The sequence below is a fragment of the Actinoplanes sp. NPDC049548 genome (assembly GCF_040676695.1).
Classification (GTDB): Bacteria; Actinomycetota; Actinomycetes; order Mycobacteriales; family Micromonosporaceae; genus Actinoplanes.
Window position 1 is genome coordinate 590,198 of record NZ_JBFAPM010000001.1, and the last position, 14,232, is coordinate 604,429.

General features: G+C 71.7%; 13 protein-coding genes and 1 pseudogene. 9 read left to right on the top strand and 5 right to left on the bottom strand.

What is annotated here, in order from left to right; genetic code table 11:
• Positions 1-7 precede the first annotated feature (7 nt).
• Positions 8-658, top strand: coding sequence for a M50 family metallopeptidase (locus tag AB0J80_RS02765; protein WP_364699527.1), 651 nt, complete (start codon positions 8-10; stop codon positions 656-658).
• Here AB0J80_RS02765 and AB0J80_RS02770 read toward each other — a convergent pair.
• Positions 655-2,238 carry an acyl-CoA carboxylase subunit beta gene (locus AB0J80_RS02770; RefSeq protein WP_364699529.1) on the bottom strand — a complete coding sequence of 528 codons (1,584 nt, stop codon included), beginning with the start codon at positions 2,236-2,238 and terminating at the stop codon, positions 655-657. The two genes, AB0J80_RS02765 and AB0J80_RS02770, sit on opposite strands and share 4 nt — an antisense overlap.
• A 634-nt stretch (positions 2,239-2,872) precedes the next feature.
• Here AB0J80_RS02770 and AB0J80_RS02775 point away from each other — a divergent pair.
• The 4 genes from AB0J80_RS02775 to AB0J80_RS02790 all read left to right on the top strand — a co-directional run bounded on the left by AB0J80_RS02775 (position 2,873) and on the right by AB0J80_RS02790 (position 6,519).
• Positions 2,873-3,280 carry a hypothetical protein gene (locus tag AB0J80_RS02775; protein WP_364699531.1) on the top strand — a complete coding sequence of 136 codons (408 nt, stop codon included), beginning with the start codon at positions 2,873-2,875 and terminating at the stop codon, positions 3,278-3,280.
• Positions 3,281-3,996: 716 nt separating this feature from the next.
• Positions 3,997-5,028, top strand: a complete 1,032-nt coding sequence (locus tag AB0J80_RS02780; RefSeq protein ID WP_364699533.1) for a hypothetical protein — start codon at positions 3,997-3,999, stop codon at positions 5,026-5,028.
• A 20-nt stretch (positions 5,029-5,048) separates the two neighbouring features.
• Positions 5,049-5,903 (top strand): biotin--[acetyl-CoA-carboxylase] ligase, encoded by an 855-nt coding sequence (locus AB0J80_RS02785; RefSeq protein ID WP_364699536.1) that lies wholly within the window; start codon positions 5,049-5,051, stop codon positions 5,901-5,903.
• Positions 5,904-5,907: 4 nt separating this feature from the next.
• Entirely contained in the window at positions 5,908-6,519 is a 612-nt protein-coding gene (locus AB0J80_RS02790; RefSeq protein WP_364699538.1) for a PH domain-containing protein, read from the top strand.
• Here AB0J80_RS02790 and AB0J80_RS02795 read toward each other — a convergent pair.
• From AB0J80_RS02795 to AB0J80_RS02805, 3 genes are all read right to left on the bottom strand, one after another.
• Positions 6,446-7,009, bottom strand: a complete 564-nt coding sequence (locus AB0J80_RS02795) for a GtrA family protein (RefSeq protein WP_364699540.1) — start codon at positions 7,007-7,009, stop codon at positions 6,446-6,448. The genes AB0J80_RS02790 and AB0J80_RS02795 overlap by 74 nt on opposite strands.
• 62 nt (positions 7,010-7,071) lie before the next feature.
• The gene (locus tag AB0J80_RS02800) at positions 7,072-7,629 is read right to left on the bottom strand and encodes a GtrA family protein (protein WP_364699543.1); all 558 of its coding nucleotides are present in this window, start codon (positions 7,627-7,629) and stop codon (positions 7,072-7,074) included.
• A 52-nt stretch (positions 7,630-7,681) separates the two neighbouring features.
• Entirely contained in the window at positions 7,682-8,446 is a 765-nt protein-coding gene (locus tag AB0J80_RS02805) for a sigma-70 family RNA polymerase sigma factor (RefSeq protein ID WP_364699545.1), read from the bottom strand.
• 290 nt (positions 8,447-8,736) lie between these two features.
• Between AB0J80_RS02805 and AB0J80_RS02810 the strand changes: the two genes are divergently transcribed.
• Genes AB0J80_RS02810 through AB0J80_RS02825 form a run of 4 tightly spaced genes read left to right on the top strand, consistent with a single transcriptional unit; the run spans position 8,737 to position 13,363 of the window.
• Positions 8,737-10,542 carry a phosphoenolpyruvate carboxykinase (GTP) gene (locus tag AB0J80_RS02810; RefSeq protein ID WP_364699547.1) on the top strand — a complete coding sequence of 602 codons (1,806 nt, stop codon included), beginning with the start codon at positions 8,737-8,739 and terminating at the stop codon, positions 10,540-10,542.
• A 55-nt stretch (positions 10,543-10,597) separates the two neighbouring features.
• Positions 10,598-11,446: a hypothetical protein gene (locus AB0J80_RS02815; RefSeq protein WP_364699549.1), complete on the top strand. Its 849-nt coding sequence runs from the start codon at positions 10,598-10,600 to the stop codon at positions 11,444-11,446.
• Positions 11,443-12,561 (top strand): geranylgeranyl reductase family protein, encoded by a 1,119-nt coding sequence (locus AB0J80_RS02820; protein ID WP_364699551.1) that lies wholly within the window; start codon positions 11,443-11,445, stop codon positions 12,559-12,561. Before AB0J80_RS02815 ends, AB0J80_RS02820 begins: the two co-directional genes overlap by 4 nt.
• 31 nt (positions 12,562-12,592) lie before the next feature.
• Positions 12,593-13,363, top strand: a complete 771-nt coding sequence (locus tag AB0J80_RS02825; protein WP_364699553.1) for an isoprenyl transferase — start codon at positions 12,593-12,595, stop codon at positions 13,361-13,363.
• A 16-nt stretch (positions 13,364-13,379) separates the two neighbouring features.
• On the opposite strand, the pseudogene AB0J80_RS02830 reads toward AB0J80_RS02825, so the two are convergent.
• Positions 13,380-14,174: pseudogene (locus AB0J80_RS02830) on the bottom strand (EamA family transporter); the annotation flags it as partial.
• Between the last annotated feature and the right edge of the window lie 58 nt (positions 14,175-14,232).

Below are 14,232 nucleotides of genomic sequence, written 5' to 3' on the forward strand. Positions count from 1 at the left end.
CGGCGGCATGGCTGCTGAGCTGGGCATGGCCTGGAGTACGGCGGTGGTGGCGTTCGTAGGAGCGGTGCCGCTGTGGCGCTACACGACCAATGCGATCACGGTCGCGCACGAGGGCGGCCATGCGGTGTTCGGCTGGTTGTTCGGCTCGGCCGTGAAGCACGTCAAGATCTTTCATGGTGGCGCCGGGGAGATGCTGGCCGGCCAGGAGAACTGGCTGTCGAGGTTCGTCTCCCTGATCGCCGGCTATCTCGGCCCTTCGATCTTCGGTTTCGCCGGGGTTCAGCTGCTCGTGCACGACGCCGACCCGCGGTCCGTGTTGTTCCTGAGCCTGGTGTTCCTCGCCGGGGTGCTGATCATGGTGCGGAACCTCTTCGGCGTCTTCGTCGTCCTGGCCGTCGGCGCGATCCTCTGGGTGGTCGCGATGCGATCGACGGAGCCGGTTCAGCTGGCTTTCGCGTACGTGTGGGTCTGGTTCCTGCTCATGGGCGGCGCGCGGCAGGTGCCGGAGCTCTTCTGGGCCATACGTGCGGACGACGTCAACGATGCGGGCCTGCTGGAGCGGCACACCCTCATCGGTGACGTCGTCTGGCTCTTCGTCTTCTGGCTCCTGTCGCTGGGCGCCCTCGTCTACGGAGGGGCGCTGCTCCTGCGGCACTAGAGCGGAATGTTGCCGTGCTTCTTCGGCGGGAGCGTCTCGCGTTTGGTGCGCAGCGTCCGCAGTGCGCGGGTGACCTGGATCCGGGTCTGCGACGGGGCGATCACCGCGTCCACGTAGCCGCGTTCAGCCGCGATGTACGGGTTCGCCAGGGTGTCCTCGTACTCGCTGATCAGCTCAGCGCGCAGGGCGGCCGGGTCGTCGGCGGCCGCCAGTTCGCCGCGGTAGAGGATGTTCACCGCGCCCTGGGCCCCCATCACCGCGATCTGCGCCGTCGGCCAGGCGAAGTTCATGTCGGCGCCGAGGTGCTTCGAGCCCATGACGTCGTAAGCGCCGCCGTACGCCTTGCGCGTGATCACCGTGACCTTGGGAACCGTGGCTTCGGCGTACGCGTAGATCAGCTTGGCTCCGCGGCGGATGATGCCGTCCCACTCCTGGCCGGTTCCGGGCAGGAAGCCCGGCACGTCGACGAACGTGACCACCGGGATGTTGAAGGCGTCACAGGTACGCACGAAGCGCGCGGCCTTCTCCGACGCTGCGATGTCCAGGGTGCCGGCGAAGTGCATGGGCTGGTTGGCGACGACGCCGACCGGGCGTCCCTCGACCCGGCCGAAGCCCACCACGATGTTCTGCGCATACAGGGGCTGGACCTCGAGGAAGTCCTCGACCACGGCTTCGATCACGCGGTGGATGTCGTAGGGCTGGTTGGCGGAGTCGGGGATCAGCGTGTCGAGGGCGAGGTCGTCGTCGCCGGGCGTCAGATCCGCGGGGTCGTCGAAGGTGGTCGGCTCGTCCAGGTTGTTGCTCGGAAGGTACGACAGGAGCGCGCGTACGTAGTCGATGGCGTCGTCCTCATCGGTCGCCAGGTAGTGCGCGTTGCCACTTCGAGTGTTGTGGGTGCGCGCGCCGCCCAGCTCCTCCATGCCGACGTCCTCGCCGGTCACCGTACGGATGACGTCCGGCCCCGTGATGAACATGTGCGACGTCTGGTCGACCATGACGGTGAAGTCGGTGATCGCGGGGGAGTACACCGCGCCGCCCGCACAGGGGCCCATGATCAGGGAGATCTGCGGGATGACCCCGCTCGCCCGTACGTTGCGGAAGAAGATGTCGGCGTAGAGGCCGAGCGCGACCACGCCCTCCTGGATCCGCGCGCCGCCGGAGTCGTTGATGCCGATGATCGGGCAGCCGATCTTCATCGCCAGGTCGAGCACCTTGACGATCTTCTCGCCGAAGACCTCGCCGAGGGAGCCGCCGAAGACGGTGAAGTCCTGCGAGAAGACGCAGACCTGCCGCCCGTCGATGGTGCCGTGGCCGGTCACGACGCCGTCACCGTACGGCCTGTTCCGGTCCAGGCCGAAGTTGGTCGAACGGTGTCGGGCGAGCTCGTCCAGCTCGACGAAGGAGCCCTCGTCGAGCAACATCTCGATGCGTTCGCGAGCGGTCTTCTTGCCGCGGGAATGCTGCTTCTCGACGGCACGCGCGGAACCGGCGTGCACGGCCTCGTCGGTTCGCCGCGCCAGGTCGGCGAGCTTGCCGGCCGTGGTCCGGATGTCGGCTTCCGCGTCCTGCTGGGTCGTCACTGTGCCTCCACTCGCCCGCCCCGGCATGGCTGTTCGCCGTGCCGGGAGCGTTGTCCCGCGCCCGCTTCCTGCGTGCGCCTGCCCGCGATGCGCGCCTTGTGTGAGGCGCCAGTGCGGGCGGGCTTTCGGCTCGGCCGTCTTGCGCGTCCTCGCATGTGTGTGGCCGGTGCGGGGCGCGTGGCCTGGCCCACGATTTGTGCGAGGTGCGCAAGGCGGGCGGGCTTCGCGCCTGCCTGCGTGTGGCGCGGTCCCCGATCTGCGGCCGTGCCGCTGAAGATCGTATCGAGGGACCCGGAGCGGTGCGCCCCGGCAGCGTCGAGCCGGGATCGTTTCGTTCCTAATGCACCATTCGTTACATCCCCCGTGACGACATGGATGACCCCCGTCGGCGTGGTGTTGATCGTCGGTGGCATCGCGACGCTCATCGTGTTCCGCAGGGCGCTCTTCGGCAGCGACCGCGGAAACGAAGGGGCCGTACGCGGCCACGGCGCCGCAGGAACCGGCAAGCGCAGCCGCACCCGGCGCACGGACGTCGCGGGCCGGCGCCGGGGCCGCTCGGCGCAGACGGGCCGCACCCGGACTTCGGCGGCGCGAGACGGCGGTGCCGCAGGGCGCGACCAAGCGGCAGCCGGGCGTGGGGCAGCGGCAGCCGGCCGCGACGAAGCTGTGGCGGGGCGTGGCGGCGCCGCGGCGGGGCGCGATGGAGCTGCGGCGGCGCGCGATGGAATTGTGGCCGGGCGCGACGGAGCTGCGGCGGGGCGCGATGGAGTTGTGGCCGGGCGCGATGGAGCTGCGGCGGGGCGCGATGCAGTTCTGGCCAAGCGCGATGGAGCTGCGGCCCGGCGCGACAGTCGCGGTGTTGGACGTGGCCTTGTCGGTGCGGCGCGCGATCGTGTCGAAGCCGAGCGCGACGGTGTTGGGGCAGGGCGCGACGGTGGCACGGCCGCGGAGGACAGTGCGGCGGCCGGGCGTCGTTCGGCTCGGGGAGAGCGTGAAGTTGTTGTCTCGGGCCGTCGGTCGGCTCCGGGCCGGCGTGACGTAGGCACTGGCGTTCGCCGGGCGGCATCGGCCGAGGGCGAGGAAGCGGCTGAGCGGCCGGTGGCGCCCGCGGCGACCACCGGAAGCAGCCGACGGTCGGCTGAGCTCACCCGGGAAGGCTCGGCGGGAGCGGACGACCCGGCGCGGCGGTCGGCGAGGTTCGACGGCCCCGTTGAGCGGATTCGTCCGTCCCGTCCGGAGCGCGACGGCGGCACCGGCGGTCGCCGGTCCGCAACCGCGGAGATGGAGCGCATCGGCCACGGCACGACTTCCGCTGAATCGGAACGGGAAGCCGCTGCCGTTCCGGAACCGCGAGGCTCGCGCCGGTTCTGGCCGATCACCCCGGCCGCGGAGGCCGCACCGGACAACCTGACGCCGGATCACCGCACGGCGGGTCACCGCGCGGCCGATCTACGAGCGGAGGACCGCGCGTCGCAAAGGGCGGACCACCGCGCGGTGGATCAGCGAGCGGTCACCGAGCCTGCGGATCAGCCGCCGGCAGACCACCGCGCATCAGACCAGGGAACGCAAGGCGCAGCCGCCGGCCTTCTCCCTGGGCGAACCGCGGAGGCGGCGCCGGAGCCGGCGTCGGATGACCCGCACCCCGTCGCGGACGAACAGCAGACCGAACGGCGTTCGCGCTTCGGCCTCCGGCGTTTCCGTCCAGCGGACGAGGATGTCGTCAGCGAACGTGCGACCCCAGCGGTCGCGCCGACGGACGTGCGTCTTGTCAGCCTCGGCGCCTCCGCTGACCTCGAAGTCACCCCTGACCTCGAGCGCCACACCGACGGCAGTGACTTCGGCGGTGAGAGCCGGAGGACCCACGGGCTGATCCAGGAAGGCGGTGAACTCGGCGAGGAGACCCGGCCGGCCCACGGACCGGTCCCCGAGGACGACGAGTGGCTCGCCGACGAGGACCTGCGGCTCGCGGATCTGCCGTTCGCCGCCGCTCCCACGGGCCGCGAGCAGGCCGACATCGAGGAGCCCGAGCTGTCCGGCGACTTCGAGGCCGTGCAGGACACCGACGCCTCCGGGAGCTTCCCGGCCGCCGTCGATCCCTTCGCCGCGGGTGGCTACGACGTCGACCCGTTCGATGCGGAAGCGCCTCCGGCCGTACGCCGGCACTGGTCCGACCGCCGCTACGGCGACCGCGTCGAGGGCTGGGTTCGCCCTCAGTACCGCGACGAGCCGGCGTCCGGTGACTACTGGACACCCGTCCCCGACGCGGGCTACGGCTGGCCGGTGCCGGTGGAGCGCATCCCGGCGGTTCCGCCGTCCGGGGCCGAGCCGGAGGTCGAGTCCGAACCGACGGCGCTCGTCCCGCAGTGGCCTCCGGTCCGCCCCGACGACCGCATCGGTGCACCGCGCTCCTGGTCCCAGAACGACGCGGGCACGGAAGGCGCCGATGACGAGAAGGGCACCACCTACGCCGGCCGCCCGGAGAGCGTCGAGGGTCCCGTCTGGACCGTCCCGGACCTCCCGGACGCCTCCCTGCCCGACCTCACCTGGACCCGAAGCACCGCGAACGACGAGGAGACCAGCCGCTACCGGCGTACCACCATCCCGACCCGCCGACGCCGGCACACGACCACGAACAGCACCACGAACAGCGGCGGGGATCCGACCCAGCATCTTCCCGCGGTCGAGGCCGACAAGCGTCCCCGGCCGCGCCCGCGTCCCCGTCCGGGCTCGGTTCAGCCGGACACTCGCAGCACGGTCTACGTGAGCAAGCACGCCGCCGAACCCAGCTGACGGGCGGCTAGGGTGGGCCGGTGGCTTCCTCCCCGTACACGGACCTTGATCGTCCGCCGCTCTCCGCGCGTGCGCTGCAGCGGGCGCTGGTCGTGCCCGGGGGGATGTGGCACCGGGTCGATGTGGTCGGCGAGACCGGTTCCACCAATGCCGACGTCGCGGAGGCCGCTCGCAACGGGGCGGCCGAGGGGCTGGTCGTCGTGGCGGAGCGGCAGGTCACCGGCCGTGGCCGCCGCGACCGGCAGTGGGTCTCTCCGGCGCGGGCCGGCCTGACGCTGAGCGTGCTGCTGCGGCCGGGGCTGGCCGACGCGGACCGGGGCTGGCGTCCGGCGCCGCAGCGGGCCTGGGGCTGGTTGCCGCTGCTGGCGGGGGTCGCGCTGATGGAGGCCGTGCAGCGGGTCGCGGAGGTCGACGCGTCCCTGAAGTGGCCCAACGACCTGTTGCTGGAGCAGGGCAAGGCGGCCGGGATCCTCGCCGAGGTCGCCGGTGACGCCGTCGTCGTCGGTGTCGGGCTCAACGTCACCACCCGCCCCGAGGAGCTGCCCGAGACCACCGGGCTGCCGGCGACGTCGTTGCGGGTCGCCGGTGCGAAGTCCACGGATCGCGATCCGCTGCTGCGGGCGCTGCTGCGGGGCTTCGCCCGATGGTACGGCGGGTGGCGCGAGACCGGCGGGGATGCCGAGTTGTGCGGGCTGCTGGGGGCGTACCGGCGGGGGTGTTCGACGCTCGGCCGTGACGTGCGGGTGCTGCTGCCCGAGGGTGGAGAGCTGACCGGCGCGGCGACCACGGTGGACGGCGACGGGCAGCTGGTGGTCCGGACTGCGGACGGAGTCGAGCGTCGGGTCTCGGCGGGTGACGTCCTGCACGTACGCTGAGCGCGTGGCTTTCCCGGACGACGTCCTGACCGACGAGGAGGAGGTCGTCCTTCACCTGCATCCGCACGCGAAGGCGGCCGTACGCCCGGTGCTGGTGCTCCTGGTCGCTCTGGCCGCGGTGATTCTGGTGTGGGTGATGCTTCCACCGACCTCCGGCGGCCTGATCGGCGTGTGCGTGGTCGGTGCGGTGGCGCTCTTCGTCGGGGCGACCCGGGGTGTGTGGCCGCTGCTGGTGTGGCGCACCACCCACTACGTCTTCACCGACGAGCGGATCCTTCTGCAGGACGGGGTCGTCGCCCGGGAGCGGCGGGATCTGCCGTTGAACCGGGTCAACGACCATGTCACGCACCAGTCGCTGGTCGAGCGGCTGCTGGGGTGCGGGACGCTGACCGTGGACTCGATCGGTGAGCAGTCGGCGGTCATGGCGTCGGTGCCGCACGTGCAGCGGGTGCAGACCACCCTGTATCAGCTCATCGAGACGGACCGGGAGCTACGGCCGGACGACGACGAGGAGGGCGAGCCGGAGCCCTCGCCGCTGCCGGTCAGACAGCGCGGCGCTGGGCGTCGATCTCCTTGGCGATCTCCTCGTCCAAGCGGCCCTCCGCCTCGGCGCTGAGCTCGGCGAGGCCGGCGGCGACGTCGAGCTCGGCGATGGCGGCCTCGTGGCCGTCGACCGGGGGCTTCAGGAAGACGAAGGTCCGGTACGCCCAGAAGCGGAAGATCGTCGCGACCACGATGCCGAGCAGGGTGACGCCCATGAACAGGACGGCGTCGTTCTCCTCGGTGAGGCCGAACCCGTACTTGCCGATGGTCAGGGCGCCCGACTGGATCACCATGCCGACGAGGTTGAACCCGAAGAACAGCGTGTACTCGCGGCGCAGCGCCGTGCGGGTGTGGTGCCGGTAGGTCCAGTAGCGGTTGGCGATGTAGGCCAGCGTGGTCGTGACGACGGTCGCGACGACACTCGCCTTGACGGCACCGATGGGCAGCAGGGCCCAGGTGATCGCCATGTAGAGCAGAGTGTTCGCTGCACCGATGACGCCGAACGCCAGGGCCTCGGGGGCCAGGTGGCGCAGGCGTTGCGTCAGCAGACGGGCTGAAGGCATTCGGCAACCTTACGGGGGGAAGGGCGAGGAACGACGGACAGAGCAGGTGGCTGAAGCCGTCGTCACATCCGCGGGACGGCTCGCGGTGCCGTCGGCTCGGTGGACTGCGGTGTGCTCGTGGGCGCCGGTGGGAAGGAGGCGGCCGGGGGCGCCGACGGCGGGACCGCCGGCTCGCCGAACACGAAGCGGCGGTACGACCAGAAGCGGAACAGCGTGCCCACGGCGGTGCCGACGAGCTGGCCGGAGATGTTGTCCGCCAGCTGCGTCTGGAACTCGGGCCAGATGGCGCCGAGCCCGTAGTGGCTCAGTGCCAGGCAGGCCAGCCCGATGCCCAGCCCGACGCCGTTGAGCAGGAAGAACATCGTGTACTGCCGGGCCATGTTGCGGTGCTCGCGGTGCCGCCAGGTCCAGAACCGGTTGCCGATGAAGGCCACGGTGGTGGCCACGACGGTGGAGAGCGTCTTGGCGAGCAGCGATTCCGCGCCGGTCTCCAGCAGCACGTTGAAGATCACGAGGTCGATGGCGAAGGCGATGCCGCCAACGGTGCCGAACTTGCTCAGCTCGCGCACGAGTGCCCCGAAGCGTGCCCGCACGGCGGGCAGGAGATCGGCAGCAGGCACGGACCCGAGAGTACCGGCGGGCGTCCCGCCCTGCTGTTTTCGTGAGCGACTCTTAACTTGGCGGGCCGGCATGGTTCCGCTGTCGGTACGGGCGGTAGTGGCCCTGGTTGATCTCGGTCACTTCGGCCAATCGCGCCCGGCAGTCGTCACACCAGGACAAATGGGTCTCGAGGCGGACGGCGTCACGCGGGGCGAGGCGGCCGCGGACGTGCCCGCCCAGCCGGTCTCCGGCCCACCGGCACTCGGGCGGGTCGGCGACGGCGACGTGCTGCTGGAGGTAGAGCCGGCGTAGTCCTTCGCGGGCGCGGTGGGCGAGCACGGCGACCGCGTTCGGGGTGAGCCCGAGCTGCGGGGCGACCTCGGCCGGGCTGGCCCCCTCCACCTCGGTGCGCCACAGCACGTCCCGCCAGCGGTCGGGCAGGGCGCGGAACGCCTGGGCGGCGAAGGTGCGCTCCAGCTTGTCGAGGGCGGGGTCGAGGAACGGCTCGCCCTCGTCGTAGCGGGTGAGGTCGTCGGTGAACTCGAGCCGGCGGTCGCGGCGTGCCCGGTGGTAGCAGACGTGCCGCAGGGTCGTGTTCAGGTACGCCCGGAAGGCCACCAGGGGCCCACGGCCGGCCCGCAGGGTGGCGAACACCTTGGCGAACGTCTCCGCGACCAGGTCGTCGGCGTCGGCGTGGTCGCTGACGAGCCCGTACGCGACGGCCCGGGCCGCCGAGCGGTGCCGCTCGTAGAGGACGCCGTACGCGGCCGTGTCGCCGGCGCGTACGGCGGCCAGCAACTCCGTGTCGGCGTCGGCCTCGCCGGCCGGGATCGCCATTTCCTGCCTCCTGTAGGCCAAGTGGGAGGAAAGCCCGCTTCCGACCTAGCTTAAGGCGCTTTGTCCTTTTTGTGAAAGTGCGGCCTCCGGAAAACGCTCTCTGCGCAGTCCTGCGCTCTCGGGTGAAGGATCGATCGTGATCGCGCACAAACGCCGAGGATTGTGCGGTTGTCCACAGGATTCTCCGATGAACTGAACGTTCGCTCGGCTTAGGCTGACGTGACTCCCGTGACAAGGGCCGGACTGCCGGCCTGGTTCGTCACAGGTCAGTGCCGACCGAAGGGAATCACATGTCTGTACCCCCCACCTCCCACGCCCGCCTGCTGAGCTGGGTCGAGGAGGTCGCCGCCCTCACCACCCCCGATCGGGTGGTCTGGTGCGACGGCTCCGACGAGGAGTGGACCCGGCTCACCGACGCACTCGTCGACGCCGGCTCCCTCGTCCGCCTCAACCCTGAGCGCCGGCCGAACTCGTTCTGGGCGCGTACCGATCCCGGGGATGTCGCCCGGGTCGAGGAACGCACCTTCATCTGCTCCGTCGACCCCGCCGACGCCGGGCCCACCAACAACTGGATGGCGCCCGGCGAGATGAAGACGACCATGACGGAGCTCTACCGCGGCTGCATGCGCGGCCGCACCATGTACGTGGTTCCGTTCTGCATGGGCCCGCTCGACGCGCCGAACCCGATGTTCGGTGTCGAGCTGACCGACAGCGCGTACGTCGTGGCGTCCATGAAGATCATGACGCGGATGGGAACCAAGGTGCTCGAGGCCATGGGCGCGGACGCCGACTTCGTGCCGGCCCTGCACTCCGTCGGTGCACCGCTCGAGCCGGGGCAGGAGGACGTCGCCTGGCCCTGCAACGAGACGAAGTACATCTCGCACTTCCCCGAGACCCGCGAGATCTGGTCGTTCGGGTCGGGCTACGGCGGCAACTCGCTGCTCGGCAAGAAGTGCTTCGCCCTGCGGATCGCCAGCGTCGCCGCCCGCGACGAGGGCTGGCTCGCGGAGCACATGCTGATCATGAAGCTGACCTCGCCCGAGGGCCGGGTCCGCTACATCGCCGGCGCGTTCCCCTCGGCCTGCGGCAAGACCAACCTCGCCATGCTGGAGCCGACCCTGCCGGGCTGGAAGGTCGAGACGGTCGGCGACGACATCGCGTGGATGCGCTTCGGCGAGGACGGCCGCCTCTGGGCCACGAACCCCGAGTACGGCCTGTTCGGGGTCGCGCCCGGCACCGACCACCACACCAACCCGAACGCCATGCGTACGCTCGCGCGCGGCAACTCCGTCTTCACCAACGTGGCGCTCACCGACGACGGCGACATCTGGTGGGAGGGCATGGGCGAGCCGCCCGCGCACCTCATCGACTGGAAGGGCAACGACTGGACGCCGGACTCGGAGGCCCCGTCCAGCCACCCGAACAGCCGGTTCTGCACGCCCATCAACCAGTGCCCGATCCTCGCGCCCGAGTACGACGACCCGCGCGGCGTACCGATCGACGCGATCCTCTTCGGCGGCCGCCGCAAGACGACCGTGCCGCTGGTGACCGAGGCTCGCGACTGGGTGCACGGCGTCTACTTCGGCGCGACGCTGTCGTCGGAGACCACCGCCGCGGCGGTCGGGCAGGTCGGTGTGGTGCGCCGGGACCCGATGGCGATGCTGCCGTTCATCGGCTACCACGCCGGCGACTACTTCAACCACTGGATCGAGATGGGCAAGGCCGCGTCCGGTGACGCGGAGAAGCTGCCGAAGGTCTTCTACGTCAACTGGTTCCGCCGCGGCGACGACGGCCGGTTCCTGTGGCCGGGCTTCGGCGAGAATTCCCGCGTGCTCAAGTGGATCGTCGAGCGCCTGGACGGCAAGGCGGACGCCGTCGAGACGGCGATCGGGCACGTGCCGACCGCGGACGCGCTCGACCTGAGCGGTCTGCAGGTCGACAAGGCCGACGTCGAGGCCGTCCTCGCGGTGGACAAGGAAGAGTGGCTGGCCGAGATCCCGCAGGTCGAGGAGTGGTTCGCCAAGTTCGGCGACAAGCTGCCGGCCGTGCTCTGGTCCGAGCTGGACGCGCTCAAGTCCCGCCTCAACGCCGCGTGACGCCCCGCGCCCGCCTCGCGTTCGAGGCGGGCGCGGCCTGGGTACCTTCGCATCCGTGACCATCGACTACGGCCCGCCGCGCGTGGTTCATGCGCTGCGTGGCCTGCTGCTCGCGACAGCGGCGGCCACTGCCGGGGTCGAGCTCCTCAATTACTGGTACGCGCCAGAGCACGGTTTCGGGCTCGCGGTCCGCACCGGCTGGGCGCTCCTGCGTACCGTCGGCTGGTTGATCCTGATCTGGCACGTGCGCCGCGGTCGCGCCGCGGCCCGGCCCCTCGGTCTGATCCTCGCCGTCACCACCGTCTTCGCGGTCGGGCGTCTCGTCGTGCCGCGCACCGGCACCCCGCCCACCGCAGGCGTCATCGGTTTCGCGGTGCTCACCGCCCTCTGCCTCGTCGTCGTGGTGCTGCTCTACCGTCATCCGGCCGTGCAGGGGCACCTCGTCCGGCATCCGAAGAAGATCGTGTTCACCCGGGAGGGCATCGAGGTGCGCGAGGCGGTGCCGAAGCGCCCGCCGCTGGCCGCCTGGGCCATCACCGCCCGGGTCGCCGCCTTCACCTACAGCCCGCTGATGCTGGTGCCGGCCCTGATCTCGGTCGCGGAGCTGGACACCCGGCCGGAGTGGATCCTCGCCGTCGGCTTCTGGTTCGTGGCCGGCTTCGCCGCGAGCTACGCGGTGCTGCTCAGCACGTTCTTCCTCCTGCGCGGCAAGCCGTGGGCGCCGAAGCTGCTGCTGACCGTCACCCTCGGCGTGCTGGTCGTCGACCTGCCCCTCTGCTATCTCCTGCTCGGCACGGACGGGCTGATCCGCGACGGCGCCCCACTCGTCGCCGCGGCCGTGCTGGTCTCGTACTCGCTGTGGCGGGTGGCGCGCCTGCCCGCGCCGGCGGCGGCCCCCGCGTGAGCTACGACGTCGCGATCGTCGGGGCCGGACCGGCCGGTGCCGCCGCGGCGCTCGCGGCCCGCCGGGCCGGCGCCTCGGTGGTTCTGCTGGACCGCGACGATTTCCCTCGCGACAAGCCGTGCGGCGACGGCATCGCCGCCGAGACGCTCGACGTCCTGACAGGGCTCGGTGTGACCGGCGCGACCGAGGGATACCCGCCCGTCGAGAGCCTGCGGCTGGTCGCGCCGGGCGGCACCGAGGTGGCGCGGCCGCTGCCCCGCCCCGCGCACACCGTGCCGCGCAGGGTCTTCGACGCCCGCCTGGTCGAGGCGGCCGTCCACGCCGGCGCCGAACTGCGCCGGCACACGGTCCGCTCCCTCCGGCACGCCGCCGGCGGCGTCGTCCTCGACGACCGGCTGTCGGCCCGGGTGGTGATCGGCGCCGACGGGGCGGGCTCGGCGGTACGGCGGGCCCTCGGCCACCCGGTCAACCCCGACGGTCACCTCGCCCTGGCCATCCGCGGGTACGCCCCGGCACGCGGTGCCGAGCAGCTCATCCGCACCACGAGTGCGCGCTGGCCCGCGTACGCGTGGTCGTTCCCGCTGGGCGACGGCACCGCCAACGTGGGCTACGGCGAGGTGCTGCGCGGGACGCCGCTGACGAAGGCGTACCTCGTGCAGCGCCTGACCGATCTCCTGCCCGGCACCGACGCGACCGGCCTGCGCGCCCACCACCTGCCGTTGTCCACCCGGCGCCCGGCGCCGGCCCGCGGCCCGGTGCTGCTCGCGGGCGACGCACTGTCGCTGATCAACCCGTTCACCGGGGAGGGCATCTTCTACGCCGTGCTCTCCGGCGCGCTGGCCGGTGAGGCGGCCGCGGCGGGACCGGAGCAGGCCGGCGCGCGCTACACCCGGGCGCTGCGGGCGCGACTGGGACGGCACCTGCGCCACTCGGGCTTCGCCACGCTGCTCACCCGGCAGCCGCGGGTGGTCGACGCCGCGGTGCGGGCGGCCCGTCGCGATCGGGCGGTTTTCCACCGGATGGTGGACCTGGGGCTCGCTGACGGGGTTTTCGACCTTCGCACGATCGGACGCATCGGCGCCGAGTTGTTCCGAATCGCTGCGTCATCCCCTTGAGCCGGGCCGGGGTCTCGATAGGCTGGGCCTGATGAGTCTCCGGTCCCTGGTCTACTCGGTGTACGAGCGACGGCTCGCCGGCAAGCTGGCCGGCAAGCCGGTGCCGCAGCATGTCGGGGTCATGTGCGACGGCAACCGCCGCTGGGCCCGGGAGATGGGGTACGTCGACCCCAACGACGGCCACCGGGTCGGCGCCGTCCGCATCAAGGAGCTGCTGGGCTGGTGCGACCAGGCCGGCATCAAGCACGTCACGCTCTACCTGCTGGCCACCGACAACCTGCAGCGCCCCGCGGCCGAGCTGGATCCGCTGGTCAAGATCATCGAGGATCTCGCCACCGAGCTGGCCGAGGACGGCAACCCCTGGCGGCTGCGCATCGTCGGCGCGCTCGACCTGCTGCCCGCCACGACGTCGACCACGCTCAAGGCCGCTCAGGAGAAGACCCGCGAGCGGTCCGGCGGGGTCGAGGTCAACATGGCGGTCGGCTACGGCGGCCGCCGGGAGATCACCGACGCGGTCCGGTCCCTGCTCCACGAGCACGCCGCCGCCGGCCGCACCATCGAGGAGCTCGCCGAGATCCTCGACGTCGAGCACATCGCCGAGCACCTCTACACCCGCGGCCAGCCCGATCCCGACCTGGTCATCCGCACGAGCGGGGAGCAGCGGCTGTCAGGCTTCCTGCTGTGGCAGTCGGCGCACTCGGAGTTCTACTTCCACGACGCCAACTGGCCCGACTTCCGCCGGACGGACTTCCTCCGGGCGCTCCGCTCGTACGCGGGCCGCCAGCGTCGCTACGGCGCCTGAGCGAGCTGACGGCCAGCACCGCCATGACCACGGCGATGCCCGTCCACTCGTGCGCCCGTAGTCCCTGCCCGAGCAGGACCAGGCCGGCGAGCGCCGCCAGCACCGGATGCACGCTCATGAACATGCCGAAGACGCGCGGTGGAACGGTGCGCAAGGCGACCAGATCTCCCGCGTACGGGACGGCGCTGAGCACCCCGGCGACGGCCGCGTAACCCAGCGCCGCCCCGCCGAGCCGCCCCTGCACCAGCAGCGTCACCACCACCGGCAGATACCCGAGGGCCGAGACGGAGGTGGCTACGGCGAGCCCCTCCACTCCCGGCAGCCTCGCCCCCACGAGCCGGTTCAGCAGGATGTACGCCGCCCAGCCCCCGGCCGCCACCAGACCGCAGGCGATCCCGAGGTAGTCGCTGGACGAGCCCGGCAGCACCAGCAGGTACACGCCCCCGCCGGCCGCCACCGCGCAGATGAGGTCGAAGCCGGTACGCGACCCGAGCAGCGCCACCGCCAACGGCCCGAGCACCTCCAGCGTGACCGCCAGCCCGAGCCCGATCCGGTCGATCGCCGTGTAGAGGCTCAGGTTCATCACCGCGAACACCGCCGCCAGCAGCAGCACCGGCCACCACTGCGCCCGGGTGAAGCGACGCGGATCGGGGCGGGCGACCGGCAGCAGGACCGCCGCGGCGACGAGCTGGCGCACCGCCACCACCGCCGCCGGTCCGAGGGCGTCGAACGCGTGGGCGCCGGCCGCCGCGCCCACCTGGTTGGCGGCCGCGCTGCCGAGCATCGTGCCGACCCCGGTGACAGTTCTCATGGCTCAAGGCTGGGTGCGGGTGCCGTCGGGGAGAAATGCGCCGGCCGCCGCACTTATA